Source organism: Pseudomonas sp. BGI-2 (genome assembly GCF_004310295.1).
Lineage (GTDB): Bacteria > Pseudomonadota > Gammaproteobacteria > Pseudomonadales > Pseudomonadaceae > Aquipseudomonas.
The window spans coordinates 31,617-50,379 of sequence record NZ_SISB01000004.1 but is presented as its reverse complement, the minus strand read 5'-3'; the positions used below and the strand labels follow the sequence as shown (position 1 = coordinate 50,379).

17 protein-coding genes are annotated in these 18,763 nt (G+C 58.3%); 3 read left to right on the top strand and 14 right to left on the bottom strand.

Annotated elements, in window-relative coordinates; all coding sequences use genetic code 11:
- Positions 1-397: 397 nt before the first annotated feature.
- A complete protein-coding gene (locus EYC95_RS03870; protein ID WP_131059339.1) occupies positions 398-1,132 on the bottom strand; it encodes an XRE family transcriptional regulator in 735 nt (244 codons plus the stop codon).
- 211 nt (positions 1,133-1,343) lie between these two features.
- Between EYC95_RS03870 and mutS the strand changes: the two genes are divergently transcribed.
- On the top strand, positions 1,344-3,911 hold the full coding sequence (mutS, locus tag EYC95_RS03865; protein ID WP_178083817.1) for a DNA mismatch repair protein MutS: 2,568 nt from the start codon (positions 1,344-1,346) through the stop codon (positions 3,909-3,911).
- Positions 3,912-4,053: 142 nt separating this feature from the next.
- On the top strand, positions 4,054-4,392 hold the full coding sequence (fdxA, locus tag EYC95_RS03860; RefSeq protein ID WP_131059180.1) for a ferredoxin FdxA: 339 nt from the start codon (positions 4,054-4,056) through the stop codon (positions 4,390-4,392).
- A 472-nt stretch (positions 4,393-4,864) separates the two neighbouring features.
- On the opposite strand, the gene rpoS is transcribed toward fdxA, so the two are convergent.
- The 8 genes from rpoS to EYC95_RS03820 all read right to left on the bottom strand — a co-directional run bounded on the left by rpoS (position 4,865) and on the right by EYC95_RS03820 (position 12,265).
- A complete protein-coding gene (gene rpoS, locus EYC95_RS03855; RefSeq protein ID WP_010462770.1) occupies positions 4,865-5,872 on the bottom strand; it encodes an RNA polymerase sigma factor RpoS in 1,008 nt (335 codons plus the stop codon).
- A gap of 105 nt (positions 5,873-5,977) precedes the next feature.
- Complete coding sequence (locus tag EYC95_RS03850) at positions 5,978-6,835, bottom strand: peptidoglycan DD-metalloendopeptidase family protein (RefSeq protein WP_131059179.1); 858 nt, start codon at positions 6,833-6,835, stop codon at positions 5,978-5,980.
- A 211-nt stretch (positions 6,836-7,046) separates the two neighbouring features.
- Complete coding sequence (locus tag EYC95_RS03845; RefSeq protein ID WP_178083816.1) at positions 7,047-7,682, bottom strand: protein-L-isoaspartate(D-aspartate) O-methyltransferase; 636 nt, start codon at positions 7,680-7,682, stop codon at positions 7,047-7,049.
- 41 nt (positions 7,683-7,723) lie between these two features.
- On the bottom strand, positions 7,724-8,473 hold the full coding sequence (gene surE / locus EYC95_RS03840; protein ID WP_131059177.1) for a 5'/3'-nucleotidase SurE: 750 nt from the start codon (positions 8,471-8,473) through the stop codon (positions 7,724-7,726).
- Complete coding sequence (truD, locus tag EYC95_RS03835; RefSeq protein ID WP_131059176.1) at positions 8,461-9,519, bottom strand: tRNA pseudouridine(13) synthase TruD; 1,059 nt, start codon at positions 9,517-9,519, stop codon at positions 8,461-8,463. Before truD ends, surE begins: the two co-directional genes overlap by 13 nt.
- Positions 9,516-9,989, bottom strand: coding sequence for a 2-C-methyl-D-erythritol 2,4-cyclodiphosphate synthase (ispF, locus tag EYC95_RS03830; protein WP_010462780.1), 474 nt, complete (start codon positions 9,987-9,989; stop codon positions 9,516-9,518). Before ispF ends, truD begins: the two co-directional genes overlap by 4 nt.
- Positions 9,990-10,289: 300 nt before the next feature.
- Positions 10,290-11,144, bottom strand: coding sequence for an S-formylglutathione hydrolase (gene fghA, locus EYC95_RS03825; RefSeq protein ID WP_131059175.1), 855 nt, complete (start codon positions 11,142-11,144; stop codon positions 10,290-10,292).
- A gap of 8 nt (positions 11,145-11,152) precedes the next feature.
- Positions 11,153-12,265 (bottom strand): S-(hydroxymethyl)glutathione dehydrogenase/class III alcohol dehydrogenase, encoded by a 1,113-nt coding sequence (locus tag EYC95_RS03820; protein WP_131059174.1) that lies wholly within the window; start codon positions 12,263-12,265, stop codon positions 11,153-11,155.
- Between the two features lie 107 nt (positions 12,266-12,372).
- Between EYC95_RS03820 and EYC95_RS03815 the strand changes: the two genes are divergently transcribed.
- Positions 12,373-13,269 (top strand): LysR substrate-binding domain-containing protein, encoded by an 897-nt coding sequence (locus EYC95_RS03815; protein WP_131059173.1) that lies wholly within the window; start codon positions 12,373-12,375, stop codon positions 13,267-13,269.
- Positions 13,270-13,422: 153 nt separating this feature from the next.
- Here the strand turns inward: EYC95_RS03815 and ispD are convergent, their stop codons facing one another.
- From ispD to EYC95_RS03790, 5 genes are all read right to left on the bottom strand, one after another.
- Positions 13,423-14,130: a 2-C-methyl-D-erythritol 4-phosphate cytidylyltransferase gene (gene ispD, locus EYC95_RS03810; RefSeq protein WP_131059172.1), complete on the bottom strand. Its 708-nt coding sequence runs from the start codon at positions 14,128-14,130 to the stop codon at positions 13,423-13,425.
- The gene (ftsB, locus tag EYC95_RS03805) at positions 14,127-14,405 is read right to left on the bottom strand and encodes a cell division protein FtsB (RefSeq protein ID WP_008028992.1); all 279 of its coding nucleotides are present in this window, start codon (positions 14,403-14,405) and stop codon (positions 14,127-14,129) included. Before ftsB ends, ispD begins: the two co-directional genes overlap by 4 nt.
- 171 nt (positions 14,406-14,576) lie before the next feature.
- Positions 14,577-15,866, bottom strand: coding sequence for a phosphopyruvate hydratase (gene eno, locus EYC95_RS03800; protein WP_131059171.1), 1,290 nt, complete (start codon positions 15,864-15,866; stop codon positions 14,577-14,579).
- Positions 15,867-16,022: 156 nt separating this feature from the next.
- A complete protein-coding gene (gene kdsA / locus EYC95_RS03795) occupies positions 16,023-16,868 on the bottom strand; it encodes a 3-deoxy-8-phosphooctulonate synthase (RefSeq protein ID WP_007949350.1) in 846 nt (281 codons plus the stop codon).
- 5 nt (positions 16,869-16,873) lie between these two features.
- Complete coding sequence (locus EYC95_RS03790) at positions 16,874-18,505, bottom strand: CTP synthase (protein ID WP_131059170.1); 1,632 nt, start codon at positions 18,503-18,505, stop codon at positions 16,874-16,876.
- Between the last annotated feature and the right edge of the window lie 258 nt (positions 18,506-18,763).

Genomic DNA, 18,763 nt, shown 5'->3' with positions numbered 1-18,763 from the left:
CTTTTCAGTAATGCGGTCCTTCGCGTTGACTTTTCGGCGCTACTGGCGCGGTACGAGTCCATTCAAATTGTTCTTCCGACCGCGGTCCCTGCCCGCCGGATAACTGCTTCTGGTGCTTTACGCTGCACACCCGGGTCAGTTGCCAACCCTCTGAACCGTTGAGGCCGGTTCATCGCTGCCTTTGTGGTGGAACTAAAGAGCTTTGTTTCGAGCTGCTTTGTTGAGCGGCTTGAGACAAAGAATATGCATGGATGCATATACAGTCAATGCATAAATGCATTTATTTATGCGCGCAGAATGCACGTACGCATAGACATCCCGCAAACAAAGGCGCTGACGGTTTTTGGCAGGCGAAAAAAAACCCGCTCTCGGCGGGTTTTAGCGGACAGCGGTGAGGTTAACGGGCGTACATTCCCCACCAGAAAACGTGACCGAGAATGACGATTTGCTCTTCCTGGACTTCCTGGAAGGTGTAATCCTCGTCCGGGTGTTCATCGCGATTGAAGCTGCGCAGGCGAATGCCGGTGGGCAAGCGATAAAGCTGTTTGACTCGCAATTGACCGTTGTGGTTGATGGCATACAGGTCGCCATCAATGATGTCGCCAATCCCGCACTTGCCCGCATTCACGCCAACGGTGGCGCCATCGCGCAGCACCGGCAACATACTGTTGCCGCGCACCGTCACGCATTTCGCCTGATCAAACTGCACACCGTTGTGGCGCAAACTGCGCTTTCCGAAGCGCAGGCTAGAGCGCTCGCTCTCTTCGATGACGAATCTTCCTGATCCAGCAGCCAATTCAACCTCGCGAAGAAAGGGGACCGACACCTCGTCGTCATCGACGGGCGTATCGTCGTCCCACAGACTTATGTCCTTGAGTTCGGAATGCAATTCATCGCGCCCGGCATTGGCGGTGGACGCAACATCCGCGCGCCCCCGCAACTGATCGGTGCTCACGGCGAAGTACTCGGCAATCTTCGAAATGTGTTTATCTGAAGGATCGACGATCTTCCCACTGAGGATCCGCGAGAGAGTGGATTGAGGCACGCCGGTGCGACGGTGAAGCTCCGTGGGGGAGATTCCGTGCTGATCGAGCAGCGCTCTTAGGACGGTAGAAACATTGCGTTTTTGCATAGCGGGCATAGTGCTTGAACTTTTTTCGGAAGACAAATGCTGTTTTGCATAAATCATGCATAGACAGCAGAAATGTACAGCAGGGCTTTCACGCCTGCGTCCGGCAGACCGCTCATGTTAACCTTGCGCCTATCGCGGAAAAGCCGGGCCGATGTCCCTCCTTTGCCCTACACCTTTCAACGAATTTGCCTGATATCCGATGAATAAAGCACTGTCCGATCTGTCCAGCCACACGCCGATGATGCAGCAATATTGGCGCCTGAAGAACCAGCACCCCGACCAACTGATGTTCTACCGCATGGGTGACTTCTACGAGATCTTCTACGAAGACGCGAAGAAGGCCGCCAAGTTGCTGGACATCACCCTGACCGCCCGTGGTCAGTCGGCCGGTCAGGCAATTCCGATGTGTGGGATTCCTTACCACGCCGCCGAAGGTTATCTGGCGAAACTGGTCAAGCTCGGCGAGTCGGTGGTGATTTGTGAGCAGGTCGGCGATCCGGCCACCAGCAAAGGGCCGGTGGATCGTCAGGTGGTGCGAATCATCACGCCGGGTACGGTCAGCGATGAAGCGCTGCTGGATGAGCGTCGGGATAACCTGATCGCTGCGGTACTGGGTGACGAGCGTCTATTCGGTCTGGCCGTGCTGGACATCACCAGCGGCAATTTCAGCGTGCTGGAAATCAAAGGCTGGGAAAACCTGCTGGCGGAACTGGAGCGGGTCAATCCGGTGGAGCTGATGATCCCGGATGACTGGCCAAAGGACCTGCCGGCGGAAAAACGTCGTGGGGTTCGTCGCCGTGCGCCGTGGGATTTCGAGCGCGACTCAGCGCTGAAAAGTCTTTGTCAGCAATTTTCCACCCAGGACCTGAAGGGTTTTGGCTGTGAAAACCTGACCCTGGCCATCGGCGCCGCCGGTTGCCTGCTCAGCTACGCCAAGGAAACCCAGCGCACCGCCCTGCCGCACTTGCGCAGCTTGCGTCATGAACGCCTGGACGACACCGTGGTGCTGGACGGCGCAAGCCGTCGCAACCTGGAACTGGACACTAACCTGGCGGGCGGGCGCGACAACACGCTGCAATCGGTGGTCGATCGTTGCCAGACGGCCATGGGCAGCCGTCTGCTGACTCGTTGGCTGAACCGTCCGCTGCGCGATCTCACCGTACTGCTGGCGCGCCAGACCTCGATCACCTGCCTGCTCGACGGTTACCGTTTCGAAAAACTGCAACCGCAGCTTAAGGAAATCGGCGACATCGAGCGAATCCTGGCGCGGATCGGCCTGCGTAACGCCCGTCCTCGTGACCTGGCACGCCTGCGCGATGCGCTCGGTGCGCTGCCTGAGCTGCAAGTGGCGATGACCGAGCTGGAAGCTCCGCACATCATTCAATTGGCGAAGACCACCAGCACCTACCCGGAACTCGCGGCGTTGCTGGAAAAAGCCATCATCGACAACCCGCCCGCGGTGATCCGTGACGGTGGCGTTTTGAAAACCGGTTACGACAGCGAACTCGACGATCTGCAATCGCTCAGCGAAAACGCCGGGCAATTTCTGATCGACCTTGAAGCACGCGAAAAGGCTCGCACCGGCCTGTCTCACCTGAAGGTCGGTTACAACCGCATTCACGGCTACTTCATCGAGTTGCCGAGCAAGCAGGCCGAGTCGGCGCCGGCCGACTACATCCGCCGCCAAACGTTGAAAGGTGCCGAGCGGTTCATCACACCGGAATTGAAAGCGTTCGAGGACAAGGCACTGTCGGCCAAGAGCCGTGCCCTCGCCCGCGAGAAGATGCTCTACGAAGCGCTGCTCGAAGACCTGATCGCCCAGTTGCCGCCGCTGCAAGACACCGCCGCCGCACTGGCCGAACTGGACGTGCTGAGCAACCTTGCCGAGCGCGCCCTGAACCTCGACCTGAACTGCCCGCGCTTCGTTGACGAGCCGTGCATGCGCATCACCCAGGGTCGCCACCCGGTGGTCGAGCAAGTGCTGACCACGCCGTTCGTGGCCAACGACCTGAGCCTTGACGACAATACGCGCATGCTGGTGATCACCGGTCCGAATATGGGCGGTAAATCCACCTACATGCGTCAGACCGCTTTGATCGTGTTGCTGGCGCACATCGGCAGTTTCGTGCCGGCGGCCAGTTGCGAATTGTCGCTGGTGGATCGGATCTTCACCCGGATCGGTTCCAGCGATGACCTGGCGGGTGGGCGCTCGACCTTCATGGTCGAAATGAGTGAAACCGCGAACATTCTGCACAACGCCACCGAACGCAGCCTGGTGCTGATGGACGAAGTCGGTCGCGGCACCAGCACCTTCGACGGCCTGTCCCTGGCCTGGGCCGCCGCCGAACGCCTGGCCCATCTGCGGGCTTACACGCTGTTCGCCACCCACTATTTTGAGCTGACGGTGCTACCGGAGGCGCAACCGCTGGTGGCCAACGTTCACCTCAATGCCACCGAGCATAACGAGCGCATCGTGTTCCTGCACCACGTGTTGCCCGGGCCTGCCAGCCAGAGCTACGGCCTGGCGGTTGCGCAGTTGGCCGGTGTGCCGAGCGAAGTGATCGTGCGTGCTCGCGAGCATTTGGGCCGACTGGAAGCGACTGCCCTGCCTCATGAAGTTCCGAAGCCAGGCAAAGGCAAACCGGCCGCGCCGCAGCAGAGCGATATGTTCGCCAGCCTGCCGCATCCGGTACTGGATGAGTTAGCCAAACTTGATCTGGACGACATGACACCGCGTCGCGCGTTAGAAATGCTCTATGCACTAAAGACACGGATCTAACGCACTTGCCTGCAAGCTGTTAGAATCTCGCGCGGTTTGGGATGCTGCAGGCTAATAGCCTGGCCTGCAGACTATCGCTCCCAAACCTGGCGACCCCAACGTGAAGGGGCTCCGCTGCCGCCGCCTGAGGAGAAAATTAGAAATGACCTTCGTCGTCACCGACAACTGCATCAAGTGCAAGTACACCGACTGCGTAGAAGTCTGTCCGGTGGACTGCTTTTACGAAGGCCCGAACTTCCTGGTGATTCACCCGGATGAGTGCATCGACTGCGCACTGTGCGAACCAGAATGCCCTGCCGTGGCCATTTTCTCTGAAGATGAAGTCCCGCAAGACATGCAGGAATTCATTCAGCTGAACGTTGAGTTGGCCGAAATCTGGCCAAACATCACCGAGAAGAAAGAATCGATGCCGGACGCTGAAGAGTTTGATCGCGTCATCAACAAATCTGTAGGTAGCAAACTCCAAGACCTCGAACGCTGATTTCCCCCGCGTTCTCGAAAAGGCCCCTCGCGGGCCTTTTTGCTTTTCTACAGGCAAAAAAAGGGGCGGTTTGACCCGCCCACATTTTTTCCCTATTCCCTGTGTTCCTTTTCATCGTCCTGATGAATCGCTTCCTGCGATGTCCATTCCCTTCATCCTTGAAGGGCGTATCTGTCCGTCGACACAGTTCAGATACTAGAGAGTTCCCCACCAAGAGCAATCGGCCAAAATCACCAGAACTCTCTGTCACATGCTTTTAATGTTTAATAATAACTATATAAATCAATTAGATAGTAAGAACGACGTAAGAAGATGGATGACTGCCACCCTGTAAAAATAACGAACACTTACGAAAGAGTAAGCCAAGACTTACAGCGCAAGACTACAAACCTGAGTCGATTGCCACCCATCTCTCAGGCAATAAAAAACCCCGCACCAGTCGGGGTTTTTTAATGCCACTCAAGCTTGTCGCTTACTGAAACAGCGACTCGCTCGACAGGCCGTTCTTCTCGAGAATCTCCCGAAGACGTTTCAGGCCTTCCACCTGAATCTGTCTGACCCGTTCCCGGGTCAGGCCGATTTCCAGGCCCACATCTTCAAGCGTGCTGCTCTCGTGACCGCGCAGGCCGAAGCGGCGTACCACCACTTCGCGTTGCTTGTCGGTCAGTTCCGAAAGCCATTGATCGATGCTCTGTGACAGGTCGTCGTCCTGCAACAGTTCACATGGATCGGTTGGGCGGTCATCCGTGAGGGTGTCCAGCAGGGTTTTATCCGAATCCGGACCCAGCGAGACGTCGACCGAAGAAACCCGCTCGTTCAAGCCGAGCATGCGCTTGACCTCTGCCACTGGTTTTTCCAGCAGGTTGGCGATTTCTTCGGGTGAGGGTTCGTGATCGAGCTTTTGAGTCAGCTCCCGTGCAGCCCGCAGGTACACGTTAAGCTCTTTGACCACATGGATCGGCAACCGGATGGTCCGGGTCTGATTCATGATCGCGCGCTCGATGGTCTGACGAATCCACCAGGTAGCGTAGGTCGAAAAGCGGAAGCCGCGTTCAGGGTCGAATTTCTCCACTGCCCGGATCAGTCCGAGGTTGCCCTCTTCGATCAGGTCCAGCAGCGACAGCCCACGATTGACGTAACGTCGGGCGATTTTCACCACCAGCCGCAGGTTGCTTTCAATCATGCGCTTGCGCCCGGCCGGATCACCACTTTGCGACAAGCGCGCAAAATGAACTTCTTCTTCCGGGGAGAGCAGAGGGGAAAAGCCGATTTCATTGAGGTACAGCTGCGTGGCATCGAGTGCCCGCGTGTAGTCGATGTACTTGTGTTGCTTTAACGAAGCGGAGTGTTTGGATTTGGCACGAACGGAAGGCGGTGCAGCCCCTTCATCATTCGACATCGAATCCGTAGCGATGCCGGTCTCCATAAGGAGAACCTCATCGTCGATGTCAAACTCCGGCACTTCTTTACTGAGAGCCATTGTTATAGTCCTTTGGTGAGTTCGACCTCAAGCTCAAGCGGCGCCTTGATCCTTGGCAACGCTGGAGCCTGTTCCCTCTACGTGACGGAACAGGCTGACAACAAATCAACGACGTGGCAGGAATTGCAGCGGATCTACAGGCTTACCTTGTCGGCGAATCTCAAAATGCAGTTTCACCCGGTCTGTACCCGTTGACCCCATTTCGGCAATTGTCTGTCCGACCTTGACCTGCTGCCCCTCCCGAACCAACAGCCTGCGGTTATGTCCGTAGGCACTGACGTAGGTATCGCTGTGTTTGATGATGACTAATTCGCCGTAGCCCCTTAAGCCACTCCCGGCGTATACCACCGTCCCATCAGACGCAGCTAAAACAGGCTGTCCCAAATCCCCGGCGATATCAATTCCTTTATTCAAACTACCGTTTGAGGAGAACTTTCCAATCAGAATGCCATTAGATGGCCATCCCCAGCCGGTCGGGGCCGGGCCGGCAGGAGGCATCGGAGCGGGGGTCAGCTTGCTGCCGACGGACGGTGCAACCACCGTTGTGCTCGTAGTTGCGCCATTCGGCTGGCGCCGGATTACCGTAGTTTTCAGCGTCGAAGAAGGCGTTGAATCGGTAGCGCTGGCGATCGGCGTCGGGGTTGAACCAGTGCGACCATCGAAGCGAATTGTCTGACCCGGATGGATCGTATACGGCGTAGGAATATTGTTCCGTGCGGCGAGGGCTTTGTAGTCCCAGCCGTAGCGAAAAGCGATCGAGAACAACGTATCTTTTGGTCGAACGACGTACTGACCCGTGGTCACCGCCGGACGCTGGGCGACGCCTTTGTTGCGGTCGACGACACGCACGTCACTCGTTTTGGAACTGGAGCAACCGACCAGCAAGGTGCTCAAGACGAGGCCAATCACCAGGCGCTGAAAGCTCTTTGTACCCATACGCTGCGCAATGACTGTGAGACTCACCCGCCGCTCCCTTTGTGGTGGCTGAAATTGTGGATTGCCGTGTTTCGGCACGAAATGTCGCAAGTATAACGGGCCAAACAGGCTTTACCTTTAATGAAGCGAAATCGCTTCGCGCACACGTTTGCTGCCCGCCGATGAATACCGTTTAACACTTCGATGCCGCTGTAAGACCCGGGCAATCGAAGAGAATTCAGCGCGCCTGAACAAATGCTCAGGCCAGCGGCCCGTTGAGCAGTGGCACAAAGCGCACCGACCCCAGAACACGACGTGAAAAGCCTTGTTCTTCGCGGATGATCAGCATCAGTTGCTGCACTTCACCGGAGCCGACAGGGATCACCAGTCGCCCGCCTGGGGCCAACTGATCGAGCAGCGCCTGCGGTACATTGGTGGCCACCGCGGTAACGATAATACCGTTGTACGGCGCCAGTGCCGGCCAGCCTTCCCAACCATCGCCCCAGCGAAACACCACGTTGCGCAGGTTCAGCTCCACCAAGCGCTCCTTGGCCCGGTCCTGCAAAACCTTGATGCGCTCCACGGAGAACACCCGTTCAACCAGCTGCGACAGCACTGCCGTCTGATAGCCCGAACCGGTGCCGATTTCCATCACCTTGTCCAGCGGACCGGCCTCCAGCAGCAACTCGCTCATGCGAGCCACCATATATGGCTGGGAGATGGTCTGGTTGTGTCCGATCGGCAGCGCCGTGTCTTCGTAGGCGCGATGAGCCAGCGCTTCGTCGACGAACAGGTGACGCGGCGTGCGGCGGATGACTTCCAGCACCTTGGCGTTGGAAACCCCTTCTTCATACAGACGCTGAATGAGGCGTTCGCGGGTCCGTTGCGAGGTCATGCCGATGCCGCGACGCAGAATATCGTCTTGTTCACGAGCCATTAGCGCAGCCCCTCCAACCAGCCATCGAGACTTCTGAAGGCATCATTGAAGGTGCGATCCAGTTGTAGCGGGGTAATCGATACATAGCCCTGCATCACCGCATGGAAATCGGTGCCCGGGCCGCCATCTTCGGCATCCCCGGCGGCGGCGATCCAGTAACCGGACTTGCCGCGCGGGTCGACCACTTTCATCGGCGCCGCAGCACGTGCGCGGTGCCCGAGACGGGTCAGTTGAATTCCGCGAATGTGATCCAGCGGCAAATTGGGAATGTTCACGTTCAATACCGTGCGCGGTGGCAAGTCGAGGTCAGCGTGGGCCTCGACCAGTTTGCGCGCAAAGTAAGCGGCTGTGGGAAGGTTCTCCACTTGCCGTGAGACCAACGAGAAGGCGAACGAAGGACGCTCAAGGAATCGTCCCTCAAGTGCCGCAGCGACGGTGCCGGAATACAACACGTCGTCCCCCAGGTTGGCGCCCAGGTTGATGCCGGAAACCACCATGTCCGGTTCGCGTTCCAGCAAGCCGTTAAGGCCCAGGTGCACGCAATCGGTGGGTGTGCCGTTCAGGCTGATAAAGCCGTTGGCCAGGGTTTGCGGGTGCAACGGACGGTCGAGCGTCAGCGAGCTGCTGGCGCCGCTTTTGTCCTGGTCCGGGGCGATAACCACGCACTCGGTGTAATCCGCCAGCGCAGCATACAGCGCGGCGAGACCGGGTGCGGTTACCCCATCGTCGTTAGATATCAGAATACGCATGGGCTGTCCGTCTGCCCCACCGGCACCAGATCAACAAGCTCGCGCACCAATACGGTGGCAAAGCATCCGGCCGGGAGGACGAATTCCAGTTGCAGAATGTCAGGCTCGGGATAATGCCACGTCAACCCACCAATGGGCAGCCGCAGGATGCGACGTTCGTGGCTCATTCCGGCGTTAATCAACCAATCGCGCAGATCCGCTTCGCGAGCGGCGATTGCCTGCTCCAGTACATGGACAGCGCCGGTCGCCGGCGAGTCACCTTCGCCCCACTGGGGACCGGTCGGGTGCAGGTCGAGAATCGCCAGGCGCGGGTCGCTGCACTCGGCTTCACCTGCCGGAAAAAAACTGCGACTGTCGGTGAAGGCCAGCAGATCGCCCACCTGCGCTTGCTGCCAGGTACCATCCGCCACACGCGCCGCCAACACCTGGTTGAACAGAAAACTGCGGGCAGTGGAGAGCAGACGCGAACGTATATTGCGCTGCTCCGGCAACGCTTTACGCGCGGCCCAGGCACGGGCATCGACCACGTTACCGCCGTCGAACCCGAAACGCTGGGCGCCGAAATAATTGGGAATACCTTGCTTGGCGATCAGCTGCAGCCGCGCTTCGATGGCCGCCTTGTCGCCAGCAAATTGCGTCAGGCGCAAGGTGAAACCGTTGGCCGAGTGGGCACCGCGTTGCAGCTTGCGTTTGTGCCGACCGGTCTTGAGGATTTTCAGCGTGTCGTTTTCTGCCGCCGACAAATCAGGATCTGCCTTGCCCGGCAGTTGCACGCTGAACCACTGACGAGTCAGCGCCTGGCGATCCTTGAGGCCCGCATAACTGACGGTGCGCAATGGCACACCCGCCGCCTTGGCAATCCGCCGTGCCGCTTCTTCGGTGTTCAGGCCGCGTTTCTCCACCCAGATCCACAAGTGTTCGCCATCACCACTGAGGGGAATATTGAGCACTTCATCGACCTGAAAATCTTCCGCTGTGGCTTTTAAAACCGCAGTGCCGAGGGCTTCACCATAGGCCCGCGGGCCGAGCAATTGCGCTTCATTCATGCGCGCAGCAACAAGGCAACGGAATGCACGGCAATGCCTTCTTCGCGACCGACAAAGCCGAGCTTTTCGGTGGTGGTAGCTTTCACGTTCACTTGATCCAACTCAACTTGTAGATCCGCGGCAATCAGCGCGCGCATCGATTCGATATGCGGGGCCATTTTCGGCGCCTGGGCGACGATGGTGTTATCGACGTTGCCGACCTTCCAGCCTTTGGCGTGGATCAGTGCGACGACGTGACGCAATAGCACGCGGCTGTCGGCGCCCTTGAATGTCGGGTCGGTGTCCGGGAAATGTTTACCGATATCACCCAACGCAGCGGCGCCGAGCAAGGCATCGCTCAAGGCGTGCAGCAGGACGTCACCGTCGGAGTGAGCGAGCAGCCCGAAGCCGTGTGCGATACGCACACCGCCCAGAGTAATGAAATCGCCTTCAGCGAAACGGTGCACATCATAGCCGTGGCCAATACGCATAAAAAAACGCCCCGATTTTTGTCAGGGCGTGATTCTACCTGCATTAGGCGAGGGGGTGCTCTCAATTAGTTTCCCCTCCGCGTTGTCGCCTTAAAGCGGGCCAGGCAAGGCGCAGGCCGCTGGGAATGGTTGTTCCCTTTCCAAGGCCTGCAACGCAGCCTGGCCCGCTTTAAGGCGACAACGCGGAGGGCCGGGCCTGCTGTTGTGCAGGGCTGCGTTGCTCGAAGCTTATTTGGAATGACCAAACCACGCTTCTCGCGCCTTGCCCTGCACAACAGCAGACCCGGCGCGGTGGGGAAACTAACTGAGAGCCCCCCCTAGGGCGCGTGCGTGATGCTGCAAGTGGTCGTCAATGAAGCTGGCGATGAAGAAATAGCTGTGATCGTAGCCCGGCTGCAGGCGCAACGTCAGCGGATGACCGGCCAGTTTGGCCGCCTGTTGCAAGGCTTCAGGCTTGAGTTGGGTAGCGAGGAAATCATCGCGATCACCTTGATCGACCAGCAACGGCAACTTCTCGCCAGCCTCGGCAATCAACGCGCAGGCATCCCATTCGCGCCACTTCGACCGGTCTTCACCCAGGTAACGGGAAAAGGCTTTTTGGCCCCACGGGCAATCCATCGGATTATTGATCGGCGAGAACGCCGACACCGACTGATATCGCCCCGGATTGCGCAAGGCACAAACCAGCGCACCATGGCCGCCCATGGAGTGACCGCTGATGCCGCGCTTGTCCGATGCCGGGAAATGGGCTTCAACCAATGACGGCAATTCCTGCACGACATAGTCATGCATCCGATAGTGCCGCGACCAAGGTTCCTGCGTGGCATTCAGATAAAATCCGGCACCGAGACCGAAGTCCCAGGCGCCATCCGGATCACCCGGCACATCCGGGCCGCGAGGGCTGGTATCCGGTGCAACGATGATCAATCCAAGCTCGGCGGCCATGCGCATCGCGCCGGCCTTGTGCATGAAATTCTCGTCGGTGCAGGTCAGGCCGGACAACCAATACAGCACCGGCAGTTTGCCGCCCTGCTCCGCTTGCGGCGGCAGGTACACGGCGAACACCATGTCGCAGCCGAGCACATCGGAGCGGTGCTTGTAGCGTTTGTGCCAGCCGCCGAAGCTTTTCTGACAGGAGATATTTTCCAGGCTCATGACCGACCTCAGAAATGAATGACGCTACGGATGCTTTTGCCTTCGTGCATCAGGTCGAATGCCTTGTTGATGTCTTCCAGGCCCATGGTGTGGGTAATGAAAGTATCCAGCGGGATTTCGCCGGTTTCGGCCATTTCGACATAGCTCGGCAACTCGGTACGACCACGCACGCCGCCGAACGCCGAACCGCGCCAGACGCGACCGGTCACCAACTGGAAGGGACGGGTAGAGATTTCCTGGCCGGCACCGGCCACGCCGATGATCACCGATTCGCCCCAACCCTTGTGACAGCACTCAAGTGCGGCGCGCATCAATTGGACGTTGCCGATGCACTCGAAGGAAAAGTCGACGCCGCCATCGGTCATGTCGACGATGACTTCCTGGATCGGGCGGTCGAAATCTTTCGGGTTCACGCAGTCGGTTGCACCCAACTGCTTGGCGATCTCGAACTTGCCCGGGTTGATGTCGATGGCAATGATCCGCGCAGCCTTGGCTTTGACCGCGCCGATCACAGCCGACAGACCGATGCCGCCGAGACCAAAAATGGCCACGGTGTCACCCGGTTTTACCTTGGCGGTATTGAGTACCGCGCCGATGCCGGTGGTGACACCGCAGCCCAGCAGGCAGACTTTTTCCAGCGGCGCTTCTTTAGCAATCTTTGCGACCGAGATTTCCGGCAGCACGGTGTATTCGGAAAAAGTCGAGGTACCCATGTAGTGGAAAATCGGCTGGCCCTTGTAGGAAAAGCGCGACGTGCCATCCGGCATCAGGCCTTTGCCCTGGGTCGCGCGGATCGCCTGACACAGGTTGGTTTTGCCCGACAGGCAGAATTTGCACTGACGGCATTCCGGGGTGTACAGCGGGATCACATGATCGCCGACGGCGACGGAGGTCACGCCCTCGCCGATCGCTTCAACCACCGCGCCACCTTCGTGACCGAGGATCGACGGAAAAATGCCTTCCGGATCAGCGCCGGAAAGGGTGTAGGCATCGGTATGACAGACACCGGAAGCCACCACACGCAACAGAACTTCACCGGCCTTGGGCATGGCGACATCGACTTCGACGATCTCGAGGGGTTTCTTTGCCTCGAAGGCAACGGCAGCGCGCGACTTGATCATGTGGATTCTCCGGTGAATAAAAACGAGACAGGGAGTGTAATACACCGCCTTACGAGGAATAATCCGGACAAAAGCAAAACATTATTGCCATACAGGGATAATCCTTGATGTCCGAAAATCGCTGGGAAGGAATCGACGAGTTCGTCGCTGTGGCCGAGTGCAGCCAATTCACGGCGGCTGCGGAACGCCTAGGGGTTTCTTCCTCTCACGTCAGTCGACAAATCGTACGCCTCGAAGAGCGCCTTCAGACCAGACTGCTTTACCGGAGCACCCGAAGGGTCACGCTGACCGAAGCCGGGCAAACCTTTTTGCAGCATTGCCAGCGCTTGCAGGACGGTCGCGAAGAAGCCTTGCGCGCAGTCGGCGACTTGACCAGCGAACCCAAAGGCATGCTGCGCATGACCTGCGCCGTGGCGTACGGCGAACGGTTCATCGTGCCGTTGGTAACCCGCTTCATGGGCCTTTATCCGCAACTGCGCGTCGACATTGAACTGAGCAACCGCCCGCTCGATCTGGTGCACGAAGGGCTGGACCTGGCGATCCGCCTCGGTCGCCTTCAGGATTCGCGACTGGTCGCCACACGCCTGGCACCACGGCGCATGTACTTGTGCGCATCACCGACCTACGTGGAACGGTATGGTCGCCCGCACAGCTTGTCGGAACTCAGCCGCCACAATTGCCTGATCGGCAGTTCGGACATGTGGCAACTGGAACAGAACGGGCGGGAATTTTCGCAACGGGTACAGGGAAACTGGCGCTGCAACAGTGGGCAAGCGGTTTTGGATGCGGCGCTACAGGGTGTGGGTTTGTGTCAGCTGCCGGACTATTACGTGTTGGAGCATCTGAAAGTCGGCTCTTTGATTTCATTGCTGGAGGCGCATCAGCCGCCCAATACGGCGGTGTGGGCGCTTTATCCGCAGCAACGGCACTTGTCGCCCAAGGTGCGCAAGTTGGTGGATTATCTGAAGGAAGGTTTGGCCGAGCGGCCGGAGTACCGAGGCTGATGTTTCAGTGCCAGATTTGTTGTTTGATCTACCGCTTTCGCGAGCAAGCCCGCTCCCACATGGAATCTCCAGTGAACATATCATTTGTGTACACCGGAGATTCAATGTGGGAGCGGGCTTGCTCGCGAAAGCAATCTGACAGACACCGCCGAATCAGCGGCGATTAGCCCAACGCTGTCGCAGCCATTCGAGGTCTTCAGGGCGTGTGACTTTGAGGTTGTCGGACCGCCCTTCAATCAACCGCGGCGCCAAACCCGCCCACTCCATGGCCGAAGCTTCATCAGTCACCAAGGCATCCGCCACCAGACTGTCCGCCAACGCCCGATGCAACGCCCCAAGGCGAAACATCTGCGGCGTATACGCCTGCCAGATCACGCTGCGATCCACGGTTTCAACCACGCGACCGTGCTTATCGACACGCTTGAGGGTATCGCGTGCCGGCACCGCCAGCAGTCCGCCCACCGGGTCGTCAGCCAATTCGCTCAGCAACTTGTCCAGATCGTCGCGGCTCAGATTCGGTCGTGCGGCGTCATGAACCAGCACCCAATCTTCATCATCAGCACCCTGTGCATGCAAATGCAGCAAGGCATTGAGCACCGACCCAGAACGCTCATCGCCACCGTCTACCCGCTGAATACGCGGATCGGCAGCACACGGCAGGTTCGGCCAATAAGGATCATCAACAGCAAGACTGACCACCAACCCCTTCAGGGCAGGATGATCAAGGAAACAGCCAAGGCTGTGTTCGAGAATAGTGCGCCCGCCCAGTTGCAAGTATTGCTTGGGACGGTCCGCGGCCATACGGGCACCGACGCCCGCGGCAGGAATCACGGCCCAGAAGGCCGGTAACGACTGAATCATTGGGCCAACTGGTAAAGGGTTTCACCGTCCTTGACCATGCCCAACTCATGGCGAGCCCGCTCTTCAACGGTCTCCATGCCTTTTTTCAACTCACTGACTTCAGCGTCCATGACCCGATTGCGTTCCAGCAACCCTTCGTTCTCAGCGTGTTGATCCGCGATCTGCTGAGTCAGCTCGGCCACTTGCGCCAGACTGCCATTACCCACCCACAGGCGGTATTGCAGGCCAGCCAGCAGCAGGAGCAAGACGAGGAACAACCAATTGGGACTGCGCATCGAATATCAGGTATCCAGTGGAAAAAGACAGCCATGCCAAAACTTTGAAGCTTCTGATAGCACGAAGCCTGGAAGAACCAGGCTTGTGCTCTTAAGGCATCAGATTAGTGGCAAATCCATCGCTGCTGCGATTTTTCCGACACAATCCGGTGTCTTTTTACCAGTTAACGATTAACCGCGGAATTCGCTGCGACCGTTGTACTTGGCTTTGCCATTCAACTGCTCTTCGATACGCAGCAGTTGGTTGTACTTGGAAACGCGGTCGGAACGGCACAGGGAGCCGGTCTTGATCTGGCCAGCCGCAGTGCCCACAGCCAGGTCGGCAATGGTCGAATCTTCGGTTTCGCCGGAGCGGTGCGAGATAACGGCGGTGTAACCAGCGGCCTTGGCCATCTGGATGGCTTCCAGGGTTTCGGTCAGGGTGCCGATCTGGTTGAACTTGATCAGGATCGAGTTGGCGATCTTTTTATCGATGCCTTCTTTCAGGATCTTGGTGTTGGTTACGAACAGGTCGTCGCCCACCAGCTGAGTCTTCTCGCCGATCTTGTCGGTGAGGATTTTCCAGCCAGCCCAGTCGGACTCGTCCAGGCCATCTTCGATGGAGATGATCGGGTAACGCTCGGTCAGGCCTTTGAGGTAGTCAGCGAAACCTTCAGCGGTGAACACCTGGCCTTCGCCGGACAGGTTGTACTTGCCGTCTTCGTAGAATTCGCTGGCTGCGCAATCCAGAGCCAGGGTCACGTCGGTGCCCAGCTTGTAACCGGCGTTGGCCACGGCTTCGGAGATCACTTTCAACGCGTCTTCGTTGGAGGCCAGGTTCGGCGCGAAACCACCTTCGTCACCGACGGCAGTGCTCAGGCCACGGGCCTTCAGGACGGCTTTGAGATGATGGAAAATCTCGGTGCCCATGCGCAGACCTTCCGAGAAAGACTTGGCGCCTACTGGCTGAACCATGAATTCCTGGATGTCGACGTTGTTATCGGCATGCTCGCCACCGTTGATGATGTTCATCATCGGAACCGGCATCGAGTAAACACCCGGGGTGCCGTTCAGGTTGGCGATGTGAGCGTACAGCGGCAGGTCCTGGTCCTGTGCTGCTGCCTTGGCCGCGGCCAGGGAAACGGCGAGGATCGCGTTGGCGCCCAGGGAACCTTTGTTTTCAGTACCGTCGAGCTTGATCATCGCGTGATCCAGCGCTTTCTGGTCGCTTGGGTCTGTACCTTTCAACAGGTCGCGGATCGGACCGTTGATGTTGGCGACGGCTTTGAGTACGCCTTTGCCCAGGTAACGGCTCTTGTCGCCATCACGCAGCTCGAGTGCTTCACGCGAGCCAGTGGAAGCACCGGACGGCGCGCAAGCGCTGCCGATGATGCCGTTATCGAGAAGCACGTCCGCTTCCACGGTGGGATTGCCACGGGAGTCGAGAACTTCACGACCTTTGATGTCGACGATTTTTGCCATTGTTGTAAACACTCCAAAGTTGACGAAAACGACGCAGCTAGAGGAAATCTTTTACCGTCGGCAAGTGGTGTGCAGCGGGCAGACTTGCGGACGATAAGGCTCAGGCCCGAGGGCCTGAGCAACAAATCGTGCGGTACTTTACCGGAGAAATGAGGTTTACGCGGTTTCTACCGTCGGAAAACTCTTCACCAGTTCATCCAGAGCTTTGAGCTGGGCCAGGAATGGCTCCAGTTTGTCCAGACGCAACGCGCAAGGGCCGTCGCATTTGGCGTTGTCCGGGTCCGGGTGGGCTTCGAGGAACAGACCGGCCAACGACTGGCTCATGCCCGCCTTGGCCAGATCAGTGACCTGGGCGCGACGACCGCCGGCGGAATCGGAGCGACCACCGGGCATTTGCAGCGCGTGAGTCACGTCGAAGAACACCGGGTATTCGAACTGCTTCATGATGCCGAAGCCGAGCATGTCGACGACCAGGTTGTTGTAGCCAAAGCTCGAACCGCGTTCGCAGAGGATCAACTGATCGTTACCCGCTTCCACGCACTTGCTCAAGATGTGTTTCATCTCATGCGGGGCGAGGAACTGGGCTTTCTTGATGTTGATCACCGCGCCGGTCTTGGCCATCGCGACCACAAGGTCGGTCTGGCGCGACAGGAAGGCCGGCAGCTGGATGATGTCGCAGACTTCAGCGACGACCGCGGCCTGATCAGGCTCGTGGACGTCGGTGATGATCGGCACGCCGAAGGCTTGCTTGATGTCCTGGAAAATCCGCATGCCCTCTTCCAGGCCGGGGCCACGGTAAGAGGTCACGGAGGAACGGTTGGCCTTGTCGAAGCTGGCCTTGAACACGTAAGGGATACCGAGTTTCTCGGTGACCTTTACGTATTCTTCGCAGACCTGCATCGCCATGTCGCGGCTTTCCAGCACGTTCATGCCACCGAAAAGCACCATTGGCTTGTCGTTGGCAATCTCGATATCGCCTACACGGATGATCTTCTGCGCCATCGGATTTACGCCTTCTTCTGGTGTTGAACCAAAGCTGCTTTAACGAAACCGCTGAACAACGGGTGACCGTCGCGAGGTGTCGAGGTGAACTCAGGGTGGAACTGGCAAGCGACGAACCATGGATGATCCGGAGCTTCAACCACTTCTACCAGCGCGCCATCACCGGAACGACCGGAGATTTTCAGGCCGGCTTCCATGATTTGCGGCAGCAGGTTGTTGTTCACTTCGTAGCGATGACGGTGACGCTCGACGATCACGTCCTTGGCGTAGCAATCGTGGACCAGGGAACCCGGCTCAAGCAGGCAATCCTGCGCGCCGAGGCGCATGGTGCCGCCCAGATCGGAGGTTTCGGTACGGGTTTCGACCGCGCCGGTGGCATCTTCCCACTCGGTGATCAGACCCACGACCGGGTGACCGCTTGCACGATCGAACTCGGTGGAGTTGGCGTCTTTCCAGCCCAGCACATTACGAGCGAACTCGATCACGGCCACTTGCATGCCCAGGCAGATGCCGAGGTACGGAACCTTGTTTTCGCGAGCGTACTGAACGGCGGTGATCTTGCCTTCCACGCCACGCAGACCGAAGCCGCCCGGTACGAGGATCGCGTCGACACCTTCCAGCAGCGCGGTGCCCTGGTTTTCGATGTCTTCGGAATCGATGTAGCGCAGGTTGACCTTGGTGCGGTTGCTGATGCCGGCGTGACTCATCGCTTCGATCAACGACTTGTAGGCGTCCAGCAGTTCCATGTACTTGCCGACCATCGCGATGGTGACTTCGTGTTCCGGGTTCAGCTTGGCGTCAACCACGGCTTCCCACTCGGACAGATCGGCGCTGCCGCATTGCAGGCCGAAACGCTCGACAACGAAATCATCCAGGCCCTGGGAGTGCAGGATGCCCGGGATCTTGTAGATGGTGTCGGCGTCTTCCAGCGCGATCACCGCACGTTCTTCAACGTTGGTGAATTGCGCGATCTTGCGACGCGACGAGATGTCGATCGGATGATCGGAACGGCACACCAGCACGTCTGGCTGCAGGCCAATGGAACGCAGTTCCTTGACCGAGTGCTGAGTCGGCTTGGTTTTGGTTTCGCCGGCAGTGGCGATGTACGGCACCAGCGTCAGGTGCATCAGCATCGCGCGCTTGGCGCCGACTTCGAAACGCAATTGACGGATCGCTTCGAGGAACGGTTGGGATTCGATGTCACCCACGGTGCCACCGATCTCGACCATGGCCACGTCGGCATCGCCGGCGCCCTTGATGATGCGGCGCTTGATTTCGTCAGTGATGTGCGGGATCACCTGGATGGTTGCACCCAGGTAGTCACCACGGCGCTCTTTGCGCAGGACGTGTTCGTAGACACGGCCGGTGGTGAAGTTGTTGTTCTGGGTCATGGTCGTGCGGATGAACCGCTCGTAGTGGCCCAGGTCCAGGTCGGTCTCGGCGCCGTCGTGGGTGACGAACACTTCACCGTGCTGGAACGGGCTCATGGTGCCCGGGTCAACGTTGATGTACGGGTCCAGCTTCAGCATGGTGACCTTAAGTCCCCGCGCCTCCAGGATGGCCGCCAATGAAGCCGAGGCAATGCCTTTCCCCAATGAAGAAACAACACCGCCCGTGACGAATATGTAGCGCGTCATGAAAAACCCTAGAAGTCTGCGTTAAAGCGGTCCGAGCCGCCGGGGAAAGCGAAGGAAGGCCGAAGCCCCCGATCACCTGCATTAATCACAGTGCACCTTTCAAAAAAACCGCCGCGTTGGGACAGACCGGCAGATGAAACACCGGTACGTTGCTCGCTACACATTTTTTGGAATCGCCCAGCAAAGACTGCTTGGTAATCGGCAACTCCTGCAATTCAGGCGAATCCACAGAAGTTGTATCAAGAAGGGAGCGTAGTC